The following is a 16,770-nucleotide window of genomic DNA, read 5'->3' as shown; positions in this document are numbered from 1 at the left end:
TTTTATTTGAGGGATTTTTCAGTCGAGGATGCTGTTGCTGAGCGCAATGGTCAGCCAGACTGACACCTGCGGTAATTGCTCCACCGCCAACCCCTGCCTAGTCTTGAGGGCATCACCTCGCGGAGATCGCCCATGCAAGGCCCACTGGCATCGCTCAAGGTTCTGGACTTCTCGACCCTGCTGCCCGGCCCGTTCGCCTCATTGTTGCTGGCGGACATGGGGGCCGAGGTGTTGCGCATCGAGTCGCCGACCCGCCCGGATCTGTTACGGATACTGCCGCCCCATGATCAGGGCGTCTCGGCCAGCCATGCCTACCTCAACCGCAACAAGCGCAGCCTGGCCCTGGACCTCAAGCAGCCGGCGGCGCTGGAGGTGATCAAGCAGTTGCTGGGCGACCACGACATCCTGCTGGAACAGTTCCGCCCCGGTGTGATGGAGCGGCTGGGCCTGGGGTACGAAGCCTTGAAGGCGATCAATCCCCGATTGATCTACGTGTCCATCACCGGCTATGGCCAGACCGGTCCCTACAAGGATCGCGCCGGCCACGACATCAACTACCTGGCCCTGGCGGGACTGGCCAGCCACACTGGGCGTGCCGACGCCGGGCCATTGCCGCTGGGCATCCAGGCGGCGGACATCGCCGGTGGTTCCCTGCACGGGGTGATCGGGCTGTTGGCGGCGGTGATCGCCCGTCAGCAGACCGGGCAGGGCCAGCATCTGGACGTGAGCATGACCGACTGCGTGTTCAGCCTCAACGCTTTGGCCGGTGCCGGTTATCTGGCCTGCGGCGTGGCACCTGAGTGGGAAAACCAGATGCTCAACGGTGGCAGCTTCTATGACTATTACCGCACCCGGGATGGCCGTTGGATGTCGGTGGGCAGCCTGGAGCCGGTCTTCATGCAGGCGTTGTGCGAGACCCTGGGACGGTCGGAGCTGGCGGCCCAGGGGCTGTCGCCCCATCCAGATCAGCAACGGCAGCTAAAGCAGCAATTGCAGGCTGAATTCCAGAAGCATGATTTCGCTGAGCTGTGCCGGTTGTTTGCAGGGGTTGATGCTTGCGTCGAACCGGTGCTGAGCCTGGAAGAAACACTCAGGCATCCCCAGTTAGCGGCCCGGGACGTCGTGACCCAGGTGCCTCGTGGCGATGGCTCGAGCCAGACGCAGATGGCCTGTCCGTTGAAGTTCTCGCAGGGCTTGCCCGAGCCTCGGCATATTGGCGCGGGGCTGGGAGCGCACACGGATCAGGTGTTGGGGGAGTTGGGGTTCAGTGTTGAGCGGATTGCGCAACTGCGCGATGCCGGGGTGGTTTTGTAGCGTTCTTTCGGGCCTCATCGCGAGCAAGCTCGCTCCCACACTGGATCTATAGCACTCACAGAATTCCTGTGGGAGCGAGCCTGCTCGCGATGGGGCCAGCCCAGACGCCACAAAAACCTGCTACTCCACCCGAGTCTCGCCACTGAACACCAAGGTATTGCGGCAACTGCGGCACAAATAGCGGCGCCCCTGACGTACCAGGCTGTGACGCTGGGCCGAGAAGGGGAAGTCGCTGCCGTCGCAGGGGCATTTGTAGATGTAGCGGGTCACGCTGCGGCGCTTGATCTCGTAGGTATGGCAGCGGTTGGGCGGCAGTTCGTACACGCCGCGCATGATCAGTTGCCACTCTTCACCATGAGGCTGAATGCGTTCGCCGAATAGCTGATGGGCAATCAGGTGCGCAACCTCGTGGGCGACGGTCTGCTTGAGAAAGTCTTCGGCGTTTTCCCGGTACAACTGTGGATTGAAGCGCAGCAGATTCTCATGCAGGTGCGCGACACCGGCCTTCTGGCCACGCAATTTGAAGCTGACCACGGGACGTTTGAAAGGACGTTTGAAAAAGGTTTCGGCTTGTTGGTAACACTCTTCGACGCGGGTATTGAGTTGCTCAAGCATGCTGTACGGGTCTCCAGAGGCTTGAGTATGCCGCAAGCGCCGGCCGTTGCGAATCGCCCAGACGCCCAGTGGTCGTTTCGCCAGCGCCAAACACAGGAAGGCCGCCTTGCGGCGGCCTGTATTGGCAGATATTGCTTTGTTTTCAGAAGGGAACCCTGAGCGGGTTCGAACCCTTCAGTTGGTATACACCGGACCGACGCCCAGCCCCCAGACAATCACCGTAAACGCCATGATAGCCACCAGCACCACCAGACCCACGGCGAGCACCGAACTGGAAAACAGAAAACCCTCGTCCTGAGGAATATTCATGAAAGTGGGCAGGCCCACATACAGCAGGTAGACGGTGTAGCAGATCGCTGCCGTACCGACGATCATCCCCAGCCACATGTGCGGATAGAGCGCCGCCAGGCCGCCGATGAACAAGGGGGTCGCGGTGTAAGTGGCGAATGCGACGCAGCGCGCCAGGCTCGGGTTGGCGTCATAGGTACGGGCCATCCAGTGCACGAAGGCGCCCATCACCGCCACACCGCCCAACATGGCGAGGTACGACATGATGGTCATCCACAGCGCACTTTCCTGAGTCAGCATCACCGGAGGCCGATTACCGATGACCCATCCCACCTGCGTGGTGCCGATAAACGCCGATACCGCGGGAATGGCCGCCAGGATCAGCGTGTGGGTGAGGTACATGTGGCTGATGCTTTCCTCCTGATCGCCACGGATTTCTTTCCATTCTTGATCAGGGTGGGTAAAGAGCCCCACGACATGATGGATCATAGTCAGTCACTCCTTTGTTATTGCCATCGCCCCCCAACGGAGCGCCTACGGGCCAAACGGCCGAGTAAGTACAGGTCTGTAAGTGTGTGCGACCTTATGTCGCAGTATAGAAAGGAGTTCTCGCCAGGGGGATGGGGGGCTTAGAGCAAATCGCGCTGTAGGCGACGGTGTTAATCGCCGATGGGTCTGTCTACATCGTCTTTGACGAACACACTGGCGTTGTGGCGAGGGGATTTATCCCCGCTGGGCTGCGCAGCAGCCCTCTGAGTCGGTCTGATGCCCCGCAGTAGTCTTTGGATAATGGGGCTGCTTCGCAGCCCAGCGGGGATAAATCCCCTCGCCACAAAAGGGCATGTCATCAGCCTTCGCCGACGGCGGATTTTTTGCGTAAAATGCCGGCCTTTCGTCACACCTCACGGATTTCGCGTCATGGGCACTCTTACGGTCAACCAGAACAAACTGCAAAAGCGCCTGCGCCGCCAGGCCGGTGAGGCGGTCGCTGATTTCAATATGATTGAAGACGGCGACAAGGTCATGGTTTGCCTGTCCGGCGGCAAGGACAGCTACACCTTGCTCGATGTGCTGATGCATTTGCAGAAGGTTGCGCCGATCAAGTTCGACATTGTCGCGGTGAACATGGACCAGAAGCAGCCCGGTTTCCCCGAGCATGTGTTGCCGGCCTACCTTCAATCGCTGGGCGTGGAATATCACATCGTCGAGAAGGACACCTATTCGGTGGTCAAGGAGCTGATCCCGGAAGGCAAGACCACTTGCTCGCTGTGCTCACGCCTGCGACGCGGCACGCTCTACACCTTTGCCGACCAGATCGGCGCGACAAAGATGGCCCTGGGGCACCACCGCGACGACATCGTCGAGACCTTTTTCCTCAACATGTTCTACAACGGCTCGCTCAAAGCCATGCCGCCCAAGCTGCGCGCCGATGACGGGCGCAACGTGGTGATCCGCCCGCTGGCCTACTGCAGCGAGAAAGACATCCAGGCCTATTCAGACTTCAAGCAGTTCCCGATCATCCCTTGCAACCTGTGCGGCTCCCAGGAAAACCTGCAACGCCAGGTGGTCAAGGAGATGCTGCAGGAGTGGGAGCGCAAGACCCCGGGCCGCACCGAGAGCATTTTCCGCGGCTTGCAGAACGTCGTTCCGTCGCAACTGGCGGACCGTAACCTGTTCGACTTCACCAACCTGCGCATCGACGAAAGCGCCACGCCGCGATTCGTCAACGTGGTGAACCTCTGACGAACTCAGCGGCTCCTATTCACGGCGCTCGTGGCCAGGCCACTTAGAGCGCCGTTTTCATTTCCGACCCCAGGAGAGGGCATGCGCGATTACAAGTGGCTGCACGAGTATTGTCTGAACCGCTTCGGTTCGGCGGCTGAACTGGAAGCCCACCTGCCTGTTCCCAAGACCCCGGCCCAACTGCGCAAGATCAGCGACGACCGCTACCTCTCGACCATGGCGCTGCGGGTGTTTCGCGCCGGGCTCAAGCACAGCCTGGTGGACGCCAAGTGGCCGGCGTTCGAGGAAGTGTTTTTCAAGTTCGACCCGGAAAAAGTCGTGCTGATGAGCGCCGAGCACCTGGAGCGGCTGATGCAGGACGCGCGGATCATCCGTCACTTGGGCAAGCTCAAGAGCGTGCCGCGCAACGCGCAATTGATACTGGACGTGGCCCATGAAAAAGGCAGCTTTGGCGCGCTGATCGCCGACTGGCCGGTGACCGACATCGTAGGCCTGTGGACCTACCTGAAAAAGCACGGCCATCAACTGGGCGGTCTGTCGGCTCCGCGTTTCCTGCGGATGATGGGCAAGGACACTTTTGTGCCCAGTTATGACGTGGTGGCGGCGCTCAATGCGCAGGACATCATCGACAAAGTTCCCACCAGCCTGAGGGATCTGGCGACGGTGCAGCAGGCCTTCAACCAGTGGCATGAAGAGAGTGGTGGAAGGCCCATGAGCCAGATTTCGATGATGCTGGCGTATACCGTCAATCATTGAGGCCGCATCGCGAGCAGGCTCGCTCCCACATGAGATTTGTGGCGTTCACAGATCCCCTGTGGGAGCGAGCCTGCTCGCGATAGCCATCTATCAGGCGACGGAAATCTCGCCTTCTCCAGCCAACCGCCGGTTCAACTGAAACCGCCAGCGCACATACAGCAGCGCCGAGCAGAACACCGCCACGCTCGCCGCCATTTCCAGCAAACCGAACACCTGTCGGTTCGGGTCATAGGCCGCCAGCGCGCCTTTGATGAAGTACAGGTTCACCACAAAGCACATCCACGAATGCCCGCGGGGGCTGCCGCTGATCATGCCTGGCGCCAGTATCAGCAGCGGCACCAGCTCGATCAGCAGAATTACCCAGGGGCGCGCGCCGTGCAGGTCGGCGATCAGCAGGTAATACACACAGAGCAACCCCACCAGCCCGAAAAAGCACAGCAGGCTCAGGGCCCGGGCGATGCGTACCCGCGGTTCCAGCCACTGAATGGGCGGCAGGATTTTCGGCTTCTTAGCCACGGCCGTTCTCCAGCAGTAGGGCGGTTTTTGCCAGGCGCAAGCCCAGTGCCCGGCACAGCGCCACTTCATGTTCGTTCAAGCCGCTTTTACCGTCGGCCCCGGCGTGATGGCTCGGGCCGTACGGCGTGCCTCCGCCCTCGGTTTCGATCAAGGCTGACTCGCTGTAGGGCAGGCCGGTGATCAGCATGCCGTGGTGCAACAGCGGCAGCATCATCGACAGCAAAGTGGTTTCCTGGCCGCCATGCAGGCTCGCGGTGGAAGTGAACACACCGGCCGGCTTGCCCACGAGGGCGCCGGTCAGCCACAGGTTGCTGGTGCCATCGAGAAAGTATTTCAGCGGCGCGGCCATGTTGCCGAAACGGGTCGGACTGCCCAGGGCCAGGCCGGCGCAGTTTTTCAGGTCATCGAGGCTGGCGTACAGCGGGCCTTGTTCGGGAATGTCCGGCGATACCGCTTCGCACTCGGCGGAAATTGCCGGCACCGTGCGCAACCGCGCTTCCAGCCCGGCCTGCTCGATGCCCCGGGCGATCTGCCGGGCCATTTCGTTGGTCGAGCCACTGCGGCTGTAATACAACACCAGAATGTACGGTGTGCTCACGGCAGGATCTCCAGGATCTTCTCTGGCGGGCGCCCGATCACGGCCTTGTCAGCGGTTTCCAGAATCGGTCGTTCCATGAGTTTGGGGTGAGCGGCGATGGCGGCGATCAGTTGGGACTGGCTCAGGTTTTCATCGGCCAGGTTCAGGGTCTTGTATTCGTCCTCACCGGTGCGCAGCAGTTGCCGGGCAGTGATGCCGAGCTTGGCCAACAGGCGTTCCAACTGCGCTGCGTCGAGCGGGGTTTCCAGGTAGCGGACCACGGTGGGCGTCAGGCCACGGGCCTCCAACAGTTCCAGCGCACCGCGGGATTTGGAGCAGCGCGGGTTGTGATATAGCGTCAGATCGGTCATGAGCGGGTCGCATCTTGCGTAAGGTGGCGGCTATTCTACTGTGTCGCGAGGTACCAGGCACCTGAGACGGGCGCGTTCGAAAACGGTGGGCCGCGCCGACGTTCACATTCAATACAAGGATTGGCACATGGCAAGGCGATTGACGAAGGCACTGGCATTCATGGGGATTTTGTTGCTCGCCGGCTGCGGGAATGACTATGGAGTTGACCAGAACGGTCAGGCTATCGCCTCAAAACGGCTGGATAAACAGTGGGTGGTGCTCAACTACTGGGCCGAGTGGTGCGCACCGTGCCGTACCGAAATCCCCGAGTTCAATGCCCTGGCCGAACAGCTCAAGGGCCGTAACGTGGGGGTTTTCGGGGTCAATTTTGATCAGGTGCAAGGTGAGGAGCTCAAGAGCGCCAGCGAGAAAATGGGCATTGGCTTCACCGTGCTGGCCCGGGACCCGGCCGACTTTTTTGATATCCCGCGCAGCGAAGGGTTACCGGTGACTTACATCATCGACAACCAGGGCAAGGTGCGCGAGCAGATGCTGGGGGAACAGACGGCGGCGGCGGTGATGGCCAAGCTTGAGGCGTTGCAGGCGTTCAAATAACCACCTGTGGGGCTAGGGTGGATACCTTGTGGCGAGGGGATTTATCCCCGCTGGCGCGCGCAGCGGCCCATACTTCTGTTTGCCACTGCGGTTTATCAGTCAAGGCGCTCGGGGCTGCTGCGCAGCCCAGCGGGGATAAATCCCCTCGCCACAAGGGATCTCGTCGTAGTTCGGGTCTCAACCTTCCTCCAGCCACCACCGCAGTGGCTTGCCCTGGGCCGGCCAGAAGCGCATTTGCTCAATGGGCGAGATGTCCCAGCGTTCGACCTTTTCCAGGGCCTGCAAAAAGCGCGTCTCCTGCTCCATCAGCGCCGGGGCGCAGAGTTTGCGGGTGCTGCCGATCTTGCCGAAGCTCAATCGGTGGCCTTCCAGGGTGTAGGGCGCGAACCAGTGGTTACAGCCGCCGTTGCCGTAGGCCCGACCGTCGTCCCCGAGGGTGATGGTCAGGTTGCTGTAGTCCATCAAGGGCCGTTCGCCAATCCATTCCAGGATGTAGCTGCGGTTTTGCTGCAATTGCACCGGCTCGGCGGCGCAACCCATCAGGCCGGCGCCGATCAGCGCGGTCAGGGCCAGGCGTTTCATCAGGCGGCTTCCTGGCAGGTCGGGCACAGGTGTTTTTCACCGACGGTGGTCCAGCCCAGCTCGGCAATGCGCGCGGTGGCGGCCGGCTTCTGCGCCTTGACGCCGAGCTTGGCGTCGACGGCAAATTCAAAGCTCAGTTGCTTGGCGCAGCGGTCGCAGTTGACCTGCCAGGTGTGGATCGCCAGCTCCCCGAACACCGGGCCGGTGGTCATGGCGGTCCATTGACCCATGGGCTTGAGCAAGTGCCGAACGGTGTCCACGGTCAGGCGCATGGACAAATCCTTGCTGCCTTTGAGGGTGACGAGCAGCACATCGTTGGCCTGAATCGAACCGCCGTTGCCGGTGACCTGATAACGGCCCGGCGCCAGGGCGCGGACCTCGGTCAGGGTGTGTTGCGGGTTCATCAGGGTGTAGCGGAAATCGTGTTCGGCCATGGGTCCTCCAGATAGGCGCGATATGCTAGCACGGGCCATGGGTTGGGATGATCCAGGCGACGAAATCCCCTGTGGGAGCGAGCCTGCTCGCGATAGCGGGGCGTCAGTCGACGCCATGCTGACAGGCCCATCGTAATCGCGAGCAGGCTCGCTCCCACAAGGGTAATGCTCAGCTGTCCACCAGGTTTTGTGGGGTGCCGGCGGCCCAGGCGCCGATGTTGTCCAGGGTTGTCGCGGCGATGGCGGCCAACGCTTCATGGGTCAGGAAGGCCTGATGCGCGGTGACCACCACGTTGGGGAAGGTCAGCAACCGGGCCAGCACATCATCCTGCAAGGGCAGGTCGGAGCGGTCCTCGAAGAACAGTTGCGCTTCTTCCTCATAGACATCCAGCCCCAAATAACCCAACTGACCGCTTTTCAATGCCTCGATCAAGGCGGGTGTGTCCACCAGGCCGCCGCGTCCGGTGTTGATCAGCATCGCGCCACGTTGCATGGCAGCCAATGAATCGGCGTTGATCAAATGTCGGCTCTGCTCGTTGAGCGGGCAATGCAGGCTGATGATCTGTGCTTGCGCCAGCAGATCGGCCAAGGGCAGGTAGCGAGCGCCCAGGGCTTGGACCTGCGGGTTGGGGGACGGATCGTAGGCCAATAACCGGCAGCCGAAGCCGGCCATGATCCGCGCGAACGTCGCGCCGATCTGCCCGGTGCCGATCACGCCGACCGTCTTGCCCACCAGATCGAAACCGGTCAGCCCATGGAGGCTGAAATTGCCGTCCCGGGTGCGGTTGTAAGCGCGATGCAAGCAGCGATTGAGGGCCATGATCAGCGCCACGGCATGTTCGGCCACGGCATGGGGCGAATACGCCGGCACCCGGACGATACTCAACCCCAGCCGTTTGGCAGCGGCCAGGTCGACATGGTTATAGCCGGCAGAGCGCAGGGCGATCAGCCGCGTGCCGCCCTGTGCCAGCCGCTCCAGCACCGGGGCACTCAGGTCGTCGTTGATGAAGGCGCACACCACTTCATGGTGTTCGGCCAGGGCCACGGTGTCGAGGTTCAGGCGTGCCGGCTGATACTGCAGTTCAAGGCCAGCGGGCGCCGGGGTTTTGCTGAAACTGTCGCGGTCGTAGGTCTGGCTGCTGAAAAGAATCGCGCGCATGGCGGCCTCCTGGCACAAAAGATAAGCCTCTAGGCGTTTAGATTTTCCTTGATCCCGGGTTTTGGGCTATTGCCCTGGATCAGGCGCTGATGCGTGCCTCGTTAGCCAGGCGGTCGATGGCACGTTCCAGTTCCTGCAGAGCGGCCTCGGCCTTGGGGTCCTGTTGTTTGAGCAGGGTCTCGCTGCGCTGGCAGGCGGCGCGCAATTGCGGTACGCCGCAGTAGCGAGTGGCGCCATGCAGGCGGTGGACCCGTTCGATCAGGGCGTTGTGATCATTGGCCTCGCTGGCCTGGCGAATCGCTTCGCGGTCGGCTTCCAGGGACGCCAGCAACATCGCCAGCATGTCCGCCGCCAGATCGGCCTTGCCGGCGGCCAGGCGCAGGCCTTCTTCATGATCGAGCACCAGCAGTTCGCTGCCGCCCTGAGCGTCGGTGCTCCGGTCCGGCGCCTGGTTACGCAGGGCCAGGCCGGTCCATTTAAGCACCACCTGGGCCAGTTGCCGTTCGCTGATGGGCTTGGTCAGGTAGTCATCCATGCCACTTTGCAGCAGGGCGCGTTTTTCGTTGGCCATAGCGTGGGCGGTGAGGGCGACGATTGGCAGCGGCGTGCAATGACGCTCGCTTTCCCATTGGCGGATCGCCTCGGTGCTCTGGCGACCGTCCATGCCGGGCATCTGGACATCCATCAGCACCAGGTCGAAGGTTTCCTTTTGCACGGCCTTGACCGCCGCATAACCGCTTTCCACCGCCAGCACCTTGGCGCCCATGTCTTCGAGCAGCGTTTGCACCAACAGCAGGTTGGCCGGGTTGTCGTCCACGCACAGCACTTTGGGCGCGCGGCTGCCCACCGGTTCGTTGGGTTCGTTGCGGGGCGGGCGCGGGTTGACCAGGTCGGAAAGCGAGCGGCGCAACTTGCGCGTGCAGGCCGGCTTGGCCTGCAATTGGCTGTGGGGGTTGGGCACGGAGAGGTGGTACAGCGTCTGTTCAGTGGTGGGGCACAGCACCAGTACCTTGCAGCCCAGATGCTCAAGATCCCAGATGTGTTGGCTGAGGCGTTCCGGCGGCATGTCGTTGCTGGTGATGCCCAGCACCGCCAGGTCGATCGCCTGATCGGTCTGGTGGGCGACGGTCACACCGTTGGTCAGGTTTTCCAGGGTGTTGAAGGGTGTCACCACCAGACCGCAGTCCTCGAGCTGGTGTTGCAGGGCCTGACGGGCCAGTTCATGGTTTTCCAGCACCGCTACGCGCCGACCCAGTAGCGGCGGGCCAGGCAAATCTTCGGCGTCGTCACGGGTCTTGGGCAGGCGCAGGCTGATCCAGAACTCCGAGCCTTCGCCCGGCGTGCTGTCCACGCCGATTTCGCCACCCATCTGCTCCACCAGGCGCTTGGAAATCACCAGGCCCAAGCCGGTGCCACCCGGTTGCCGGGACAAGGAATTGTCGGCCTGGCTGAACGCCTGGAACAGGGCCCGCACGTCCTGGTTCGACAGGCCGATACCGGTGTCCTGAATGCTGATGCGCAGTTGCACGCTGTCTTCGTGTTCGTCTTCCATCATGGCGCGGGCGATGATGGTGCCTTCGCGGGTGAACTTGATGGCATTGCTCACCAGGTTGGTCAGGATCTGCTTGAGGCGCAGCGGATCGCCCACCAGCGACAGGGGCGTGTCCCTGTAGACCAGGCTCACCAGCTCCAGTTGTTTGGCGTGGGCGGCGGGGGCGAGGATGGTCAGGGTGTCCTGCAACAAGTCCCGCAGGTTGAACGGAATGTTGTCCAGCACCAGTTTGCCGGCCTCGATCTTCGAGAAGTCGAGGATCTCGTTGATGATGCCCAGCAGGCTGTCGGCGGATTTTTCAATGGTGCCCAGGTAATCGAGCTGACGCGGGGTCAATTCGCTTTTCTGCAGCAGATGGGTGAAGCCGAGGATGCCGTTGAGCGGCGTACGGATTTCATGGCTCATGTTCGCCAGGAATTCGGACTTGATCCGGCTCGCTTCCAGGGCTTCCTTACGGGCCAGGTCCAGCTCGATGTTCTGGATCTCGATGGTCTCCAGATTCTGGCGCACGTCTTCAGTGGCCTGGTCGATGCTGTGCTGCAACTCTTCCTGGGCATTCTGCAAGGTGCTGGCCATGCGATTGATGCCCGACGCCAGCTCATCCAGTTCCTGGCTGCCCAGAGGCGGCAGACGGGTTTCCAGGTGACCGTCCTTGAGTTGCGCCACGGCTTGCTTGATCTGGCTCAGGGGTCGGTTGATCGTGCGACCCATGCGCAACGCCAGCAGTGCGGTCAGGCACAGGCCGGCGCTGATCAACAGCAGGCTGGCGAACAGGCTGCGATAGCCGCGCAGCAACATGCCACTGTGGGACAACTCTAGTTCGACCCAACCCAGCAGCCGATCGGCTTCTTCGGGAATCAGCTCGCCGGCCAGGTTGCGGTGCTTGCCGAATACTGGCAGCAGGTAACGCGTGGCATCGTTGCCAGTGCGTTGCAGCAATTGGGCACTGTTGCCCTCCGGGGCTCGGTTGAGCATCGTCGGGCCGGCGTGGGCCAGCGATGTGCGATCGGGAGCCAGGAAGGTCACGGCGCGCACATCCGCTTGCTCGAGGGACTGGGTGGCGATCCGCTCCAGCAGATCGGTGTCCTGGTGGCTCATGGCCGGGGCGACCAGCGGCGCCAGCTGTTCGGCGATCATCTCGCCACGCTGCAGCAACTGGGCATGCAAGTCCGATTGCTGCATCCAGGTGAAGTAGCCGCCCAGGACCAGCGCCATCAGGCTGGTCGGCAACAGGGTCAGCAACAGCACGCGGCCTTTGATTCCCAGTTTCTTGAGCACACTTTTCTCCTGCATCCAGCGGTCTGTTTGAGCTTTGCGCGCATCCGGCACGCAATACCTGCGCAGTGTAGCGACTTGCGGGCAGGCAATCTTCGTAAAATTCATGTCGCCGTGCATCGGTCTCGCCGGTTGCCGTGCCTCGGCGATCCCTTCAATCAGGATTTCTGAGTGGCAGCTTGCAGCCCACTTTCGTTGCTTATTCCCATAAGCCATAACCACCACACTTTGCGTGATATGGCCTGGCAAGGTTTGCCGGTATGATAGGCGCCCCCGCAGTCCGGATTGCGAATACGCCATGACCGTGCAGTACCCCACTATCGCCGATTGCGTCGGCAACACTCCGCTGGTTCGTTTGCAGCGCCTGCCTGGCGTGACCAGCAACACGCTTTTGCTCAAGCTCGAAGGGAATAACCCGGCGGGTTCGGTCAAGGACCGGCCGGCGCTGTCGATGCTCACCCGTGGCGAATTGCGCGGGCAGATCCGCCCCGGCGATACGCTGATCGAGGCGACTTCCGGTAACACCGGCATCGCCCTGGCCATGGCGGCGGCGATCAAGGGCTACAAGATGATCCTGATCATGCCCGACAACTCCAGTGCCGAGCGCAAGGCCGCAATGACCGCCTATGGCGCCGAATTGATCCTGGTGAGCAAAGACGAAGGCATGGAGGGCGCCCGGGACCTGGCCGAGCGGATGCAGGCCGAGGGTCGCGGCAAGGTGCTCGACCAGTTCGCCAACGGGGACAATCCCGAAGCCCACTACACCACCACTGGCCCTGAGATCTGGCGCCAGACCGATGGCACCATCACCCATTTCGTCAGCTCGATGGGCACCACCGGCACCATCATGGGCACCTCGCGCTATTTGAAAGAACAGAACCCGAACGTGCAGATCATCGGCCTGCAACCGATGGAAGGCTCGGCCATCCCCGGCATCCGTCGCTGGCCCGAGGAGTATCTGCCGAAAATCTACCAGGCCGACCGCGTGGACCGCATTATCGACATGGCCCAGAGCGAGGCCGAGGACATCACCCGTCGTCTGGCCCGTGAAGAAGGCATCTTTTGCGGTGTGTCTTCGGGCGGTGCCGTGGCGGGCATGCTGCGCTTGTCCCAGGAAGTCGAAAACGCGGTCATTGTCGCGATCATCTGCGACCGCGGCGACCGCTACTTGTCGACCGGCATTTTCGACGCGCCCAACTGATGGCCAAGCAAGAAAGAGGTCTGCGCTTCCAGCCCAGCGGCGGAAGCCGGGCCCCGCAGGTGCCCACCGGAAAGAAGCAGCGCTTGACCATCGAACGCTTGGCCAACGATGGCCGGGGCATTGCCTTTCTGGACGGGCGCACCTGGTTCGTGATCGGCGCCCTGGCCGGCGAAGAGGTCGAGGCGCGGGTGCTGGGGGCCCATGGCAAAGTGGTCGAGGCCCGCACTGAGCGAGTGTTCCTGTCCAGTGAACTGCGCCGTGCGGCGCCGTGCGTGCATGCCGGTCGCTGCGGCGGTTGCAGCGTCCAGCATTTGCCCCACAACGAACAGCTCGCCCTGAAACAGCGCATGCTCGCCGAGCAGTTGTCGCGGGTCGCCGGCGTGCAGCCGGATGAATGGGCTGCGCCATTGAGCGGGCCGGAACTGGGTTACCGGCGTCGTGCCCGCGTGGCGGTGCGCTGGGATCAGAAGGCAAAAAAACTCGAAGTGGGTTTTCGTGCCGTCGGCAGCCAGGACATCGTGGCCATCGGCGATTGCCCGGTACTGGTACAACCCTTGCAGCCGATCATGAGTCGCTTGCCGGACATGCTCCGTCGCCTGAGCAAGCCCCAGGCGCTGGGACATGTGGAATTGTTCGCTGGCTCGTCCCTGGCGGTGTTGCTGCGGCACGTGTCGCCACTGTCGGCGCCTGACCTGACGATTCTCAAGGATTTCTGCGCCGCCCACCAAGCCCAGTTGTGGCTGCAGGGTGAGGGCGAGCCGCAACCGGTCGAACCGGGACAGACGCTGGGTTATCGCCTTGAGGCCTGGGACCTGGAGCTGGCTTACCGGCCGGGGGATTTCATCCAGGTCAATGCCGGGGTCAACGAGGCGATGGTGGCCCAAGCCCTGGAGTGGCTCGCGCCCCGAGCCGAGGAGCGGGTGCTGGACTTGTTCTGCGGCCTGGGCAACTTTGCCTTGCCCCTGGCCAAGGCGGTGCGCCAAGTGGTGGCGGTGGAAGGTGTACAGGCCATGGTTGACCGCGCGGCGGCCAATGCCGTCAGCAACAATTTGAATAACACTGCCTTTTTTCAGGCCGATTTATCCCAGCCGTTGTCGGCTGCCGAGTGGGTCGGCGAAGGCTTTTCTGCGGTACTCTTGGACCCACCCCGCGACGGTGCTTTCGAGGTGGTGCGCAAACTGGCATCCCTGGGCGCCAGGCGGTTGGTATATGTATCGTGCAACCCGGCAACTTTGGCCCGGGACACGGTCGAATTGATCAAGCAGGGCTACCGGTTAAAACGTGCCGGGATTCTCGATATGTTTCCTCAGACGGCACATGTCGAGGCCATGGCGTTATTTGAAGCGAGCCAGGATGGCTTGTCCGACTGACCCGTTCGTGCCAACCGCCATAGCCCTGGGCGGGGACACGGGCAACGAAGGTCAGCGTTATTGACGCATTGAATCTGCGTCATAGGGAAGGTATGTAAAGATGGTACAGGTGAGAGCACACCAGCCGATCAACACCGACGGCAGTATCAATCTCGAGGCTTGGCTCGATCACGCGGTCAGTATCGACACGGCACTGGATCGCGAAGCCTTGAAAGAAGCCTGCGAGTTCGCGCGTGAAGCGGAACAGCAGCACAACGCGGCGAAGAACCTCTGGTCCGAAGGCACCTCGAGTTTTCAGACGGGCCTTGAGATCGCCGAAATCCTTGCCGACCTCAAGCTCGACCAGGACTCCCTGGTGGCTGCGGTGCTATACCGCGGTGTGCGCGAAGGGCAGATCCAATTGCCGGTGGTCAGCCAGCGTTTTGGCACGGTGGTCGCCAAGCTGATTGACGGCGTGCTGCGCATGGCGGCGATCAGTGCCAGTCTCAGTCCGCGCCAGTCCATGGTCCTGGGCACTCAGGGCCAGGTGGAGAACCTGCGCAAGATGCTGGTGGCCATGGTCGACGACGTGCGCGTCGCACTGATCAAACTGGCCGAACGCACCTGCGCGATCCGCGCGGTGAAATCCGCCGACGACGAAAAGCGCAACCGCGTCGCCCGGGAAGTGTTCGACATCTACGCCCCCCTGGCCCATCGCCTTGGCATCGGCCATATCAAGTGGGAGCTGGAGGACCTGTCCTTCCGCTACCTGGAGCCCGACCAGTACAAGCAGATCGCCAAGTTGCTACATGAGCGGCGCCTGGATCGCGAGCGCTTCATCACGGATGTGATGACCCAGCTGAGGGAAGAATTGCAGGCCACCGGCGTGGAGGCCGACATCAGCGGCCGAGCCAAGCACATCTATTCGATCTGGCGCAAAATGCAGCGCAAAGGCCTGGAGTTCAGCCAGATCTACGACGTTCGCGCCGTTCGCGTACTGGTCCCGGAAATGCGCGACTGCTACACCGCGCTGGGTATCGTGCACACCTTGTGGCGGCACATCCCCAAGGAGTTCGACGACTACATCGCCAACCCGAAGGAAAACGGCTATCGCTCGCTGCACACGGCGGTGATCGGTCCGGAGGGCAAGGTGCTGGAAGTGCAGATTCGCACCCACGCCATGCACGAGGAAGCCGAGCTGGGGGTTTGCGCCCATTGGAAATACAAGGGCACCGACGTCAAGTCGGGCTCCAACCACTACGAAGAGAAAATCTCCTGGCTGCGTCAGGTGCTCGAGTGGCATGAAGAGCTCGGTGATATCGGCGGTCTGGCCGAACAATTGCGGGTCGATATCGAGCCGGATCGGGTCTACATCTTCACCCCCGACGGCCACGCCATCGACCTGCCCAAGGGCGCCACGCCGCTGGACTTTGCCTATCGCGTCCACACCGAGATCGGCCACAACTGCCGTGGCGCCAAGATCAACGGGCGGATCGTGCCGCTCAACTACAGCCTGCAAACCGGTGAGCAGGTCGAGATCATCACCAGTAAACACGGCACGCCGAGCCGCGACTGGCTGAACCCGAACCTGGGCTACATCACCACATCGCGAGCGCGGGCGAAAATCGTTCACTGGTTCAAATTGCAGGCCCGCGACCAGAACGTCGCCGCCGGCAAGACTTTGCTCGAGCGCGAACTCAGTCGCCTGGGCCTGCCGCAGGTGGATTTCGACAAGCTGGCCGAAAAGGCCAACATGAAGACCGCCGAAGACATGTTCGCCGCTCTCGGTGCCGGCGACTTGCGCCTGGCGCAACTGGTCAACCTGGCCCAGCAACTGGTGGAGCCGGAACGCGGCAACGAGCAGTTGGAACTGATCCCGCGCAAAGCCACCGGCTACAAACCGGGCAAGCGCGGCGACATCCAGATCCAGGGCGTGGGCAACCTGATGACCCAGATGGCCGGCTGCTGCCAGCCGTTGCCTGGGGATGCGATCGTCGGCTACATCACCCAGGGCCGTGGGGTGAGCATCCACCGCCAGGACTGTGCTTCGGTGCTGCAACTGGCCGGCCGTGAGCCGGAGCGGATCATCCAGGTCAGTTGGGGCCCGGTGCCGGTGCTCACCTACCCGGTGGACATCATCATCCGCGCCTACGACCGTTCCGGCCTGCTGCGTGACGTGTCTCAGGTGTTGTTGAACGAGCGGATCAACGTGTTGGCGGTCAACACCCGTTCGAACAAGGAAGACAACACGGCGCTGATGTCCCTGACCATCGAGATTCCGGGATTGGATGCGCTGGGGCGGTTGCTGGGGCGGATTTCCCAACTGCCGAACATCATCGAGACCCGGCGTAATCGCACGCCGGGTTAAGCGCGGTCCAAATGTGGGAGCGAGCCTGTGGGAGCAAAGCTTGCTCGCGATAGCGGTGGATCAGTTCCGACATAC

Annotated in this window: 16 protein-coding genes; 7 read left to right on the top strand and 9 right to left on the bottom strand. The window is 62.1% G+C overall.

Translation table 11 applies throughout. The features are described from left to right. The first annotated feature begins 132 nt into the window (after nt 1-132). Nucleotides 133-1,314: a CaiB/BaiF CoA transferase family protein gene (locus tag AC3I65_RS19655; RefSeq protein WP_173406652.1), complete on the top strand. Its 1,182-nt coding sequence runs from the start codon at nt 133-135 to the stop codon at nt 1,312-1,314. Nucleotides 1,315-1,434: 120 nt separating this feature from the next. On the opposite strand, the gene AC3I65_RS19650 is transcribed toward AC3I65_RS19655, so the two are convergent. Then, a complete protein-coding gene (locus AC3I65_RS19650; RefSeq protein WP_047228744.1) occupies nt 1,435-1,929 on the bottom strand; it encodes a SprT family zinc-dependent metalloprotease in 495 nt (164 codons plus the stop codon). A 174-nt stretch (nt 1,930-2,103) separates the two neighbouring features. Next, a complete protein-coding gene (locus AC3I65_RS19645; protein ID WP_047228743.1) occupies nt 2,104-2,706 on the bottom strand; it encodes a Yip1 family protein in 603 nt (200 codons plus the stop codon). A 429-nt stretch (nt 2,707-3,135) separates the two neighbouring features. On the opposite strand from AC3I65_RS19645, the gene ttcA reads away from it, so the two are divergent. Further along, entirely contained in the window at nt 3,136-3,960 is an 825-nt protein-coding gene (ttcA, locus tag AC3I65_RS19640) for a tRNA 2-thiocytidine(32) synthetase TtcA (RefSeq protein WP_076383752.1), read from the top strand. An 81-nt stretch (nt 3,961-4,041) separates the two neighbouring features. Beyond that, nucleotides 4,042-4,716 carry a DNA-3-methyladenine glycosylase I gene (locus tag AC3I65_RS19635; protein ID WP_076383753.1) on the top strand — a complete coding sequence of 225 codons (675 nt, stop codon included), beginning with the start codon at nt 4,042-4,044 and terminating at the stop codon, nt 4,714-4,716. A gap of 90 nt (nt 4,717-4,806) precedes the next feature. On the opposite strand, the gene AC3I65_RS19630 is transcribed toward AC3I65_RS19635, so the two are convergent. The 3 genes from AC3I65_RS19630 to arsC are packed head-to-tail and all read right to left on the bottom strand — an operon-like array spanning nt 4,807 to nt 6,180. Beyond that, complete coding sequence (locus AC3I65_RS19630) at nt 4,807-5,232, bottom strand: DUF2069 domain-containing protein (protein WP_139049364.1); 426 nt, start codon at nt 5,230-5,232, stop codon at nt 4,807-4,809. Then, nucleotides 5,225-5,830 carry an NAD(P)H:quinone oxidoreductase gene (gene wrbA / locus AC3I65_RS19625; protein WP_047228739.1) on the bottom strand — a complete coding sequence of 202 codons (606 nt, stop codon included), beginning with the start codon at nt 5,828-5,830 and terminating at the stop codon, nt 5,225-5,227. Before wrbA ends, AC3I65_RS19630 begins: the two co-directional genes overlap by 8 nt. Beyond that, nucleotides 5,827-6,180: an arsenate reductase (glutaredoxin) gene (arsC, locus tag AC3I65_RS19620; RefSeq protein WP_047228738.1), complete on the bottom strand. Its 354-nt coding sequence runs from the start codon at nt 6,178-6,180 to the stop codon at nt 5,827-5,829. The genes wrbA and arsC overlap by 4 nt, the downstream gene beginning before the upstream one ends. A gap of 127 nt (nt 6,181-6,307) precedes the next feature. Here arsC and AC3I65_RS19615 point away from each other — a divergent pair, with 127 nt between their 5' ends. Further along, entirely contained in the window at nt 6,308-6,775 is a 468-nt protein-coding gene (locus AC3I65_RS19615) for a TlpA family protein disulfide reductase (protein WP_188252299.1), read from the top strand. Nucleotides 6,776-6,952: 177 nt separating this feature from the next. On the opposite strand, the gene AC3I65_RS19610 is transcribed toward AC3I65_RS19615, so the two are convergent. The 4 genes from AC3I65_RS19610 to AC3I65_RS19595 all read right to left on the bottom strand — a co-directional run bounded on the left by AC3I65_RS19610 (nt 6,953) and on the right by AC3I65_RS19595 (nt 11,780). After that, the gene (locus AC3I65_RS19610; RefSeq protein WP_047228736.1) at nt 6,953-7,357 is read right to left on the bottom strand and encodes an META domain-containing protein; all 405 of its coding nucleotides are present in this window, start codon (nt 7,355-7,357) and stop codon (nt 6,953-6,955) included. Then, nucleotides 7,357-7,791, bottom strand: a complete 435-nt coding sequence (locus AC3I65_RS19605; protein WP_047228735.1) for a hypothetical protein — start codon at nt 7,789-7,791, stop codon at nt 7,357-7,359. Before AC3I65_RS19605 ends, AC3I65_RS19610 begins: the two co-directional genes overlap by 1 nt. 169 nt (nt 7,792-7,960) lie before the next feature. Then, the gene (locus AC3I65_RS19600; protein ID WP_076383757.1) at nt 7,961-8,950 is read right to left on the bottom strand and encodes a 2-hydroxyacid dehydrogenase; all 990 of its coding nucleotides are present in this window, start codon (nt 8,948-8,950) and stop codon (nt 7,961-7,963) included. Between the two features lie 79 nt (nt 8,951-9,029). Further along, nucleotides 9,030-11,780 carry a response regulator gene (locus tag AC3I65_RS19595; protein ID WP_076386570.1) on the bottom strand — a complete coding sequence of 917 codons (2,751 nt, stop codon included), beginning with the start codon at nt 11,778-11,780 and terminating at the stop codon, nt 9,030-9,032. Nucleotides 11,781-12,075: 295 nt separating this feature from the next. Between AC3I65_RS19595 and cysM the strand changes: the two genes are divergently transcribed. From cysM to relA, 3 genes are all read left to right on the top strand, one after another. Continuing rightward, nucleotides 12,076-12,978: a cysteine synthase CysM gene (gene cysM, locus AC3I65_RS19590; protein ID WP_047228733.1), complete on the top strand. Its 903-nt coding sequence runs from the start codon at nt 12,076-12,078 to the stop codon at nt 12,976-12,978. Next, nucleotides 12,978-14,348, top strand: coding sequence for a 23S rRNA (uracil(1939)-C(5))-methyltransferase RlmD (gene rlmD, locus AC3I65_RS19585; protein WP_488524087.1), 1,371 nt, complete (start codon nt 12,978-12,980; stop codon nt 14,346-14,348). Before cysM ends, rlmD begins: the two co-directional genes overlap by 1 nt. Before the next feature lie 100 nt (nt 14,349-14,448). Then, nucleotides 14,449-16,695: a GTP diphosphokinase gene (gene relA / locus AC3I65_RS19580; protein ID WP_047228731.1), complete on the top strand. Its 2,247-nt coding sequence runs from the start codon at nt 14,449-14,451 to the stop codon at nt 16,693-16,695. Nucleotides 16,696-16,770 lie beyond the last annotated feature (75 nt).

It is taken from the genome of Pseudomonas sp. N-1-13 (genome assembly GCF_057787095.1).
This window is presented reverse-complemented; position numbering and strand designations above follow the sequence as displayed.

Coding starts and splice junctions, on each gene's coding strand:
- AC3I65_RS19610 (WP_047228736.1), bottom strand. CDS start 7,357: ATGAAACGCCTGGCCCTGACCGCGCTGATCGGCGCCGGCCTGATGGGT.
- AC3I65_RS19650 (WP_047228744.1), bottom strand. CDS start 1,929: ATGCTTGAGCAACTCAATACCCGCGTCGAAGAGTGTTACCAACAAGCC.
- AC3I65_RS19605 (WP_047228735.1), bottom strand. CDS start 7,791: ATGGCCGAACACGATTTCCGCTACACCCTGATGAACCCGCAACACACC.
- relA (WP_047228731.1), top strand. CDS start 14,449: ATGGTACAGGTGAGAGCACACCAGCCGATCAACACCGACGGCAGTATC.
- AC3I65_RS19655 (WP_173406652.1), top strand. CDS start 133: ATGCAAGGCCCACTGGCATCGCTCAAGGTTCTGGACTTCTCGACCCTG.
- AC3I65_RS19635 (WP_076383753.1), top strand. CDS start 4,042: ATGCGCGATTACAAGTGGCTGCACGAGTATTGTCTGAACCGCTTCGGT.
- AC3I65_RS19645 (WP_047228743.1), bottom strand. CDS start 2,706: ATGATCCATCATGTCGTGGGGCTCTTTACCCACCCTGATCAAGAATGG.
- AC3I65_RS19615 (WP_188252299.1), top strand. CDS start 6,308: ATGGCAAGGCGATTGACGAAGGCACTGGCATTCATGGGGATTTTGTTG.
- arsC (WP_047228738.1), bottom strand. CDS start 6,180: ATGACCGATCTGACGCTATATCACAACCCGCGCTGCTCCAAATCCCGC.
- cysM (WP_047228733.1), top strand. CDS start 12,076: ATGACCGTGCAGTACCCCACTATCGCCGATTGCGTCGGCAACACTCCG.
- AC3I65_RS19600 (WP_076383757.1), bottom strand. CDS start 8,950: ATGCGCGCGATTCTTTTCAGCAGCCAGACCTACGACCGCGACAGTTTC.
- rlmD (WP_488524087.1), top strand. CDS start 12,978: ATGGCCAAGCAAGAAAGAGGTCTGCGCTTCCAGCCCAGCGGCGGAAGC.
- ttcA (WP_076383752.1), top strand. CDS start 3,136: ATGGGCACTCTTACGGTCAACCAGAACAAACTGCAAAAGCGCCTGCGC.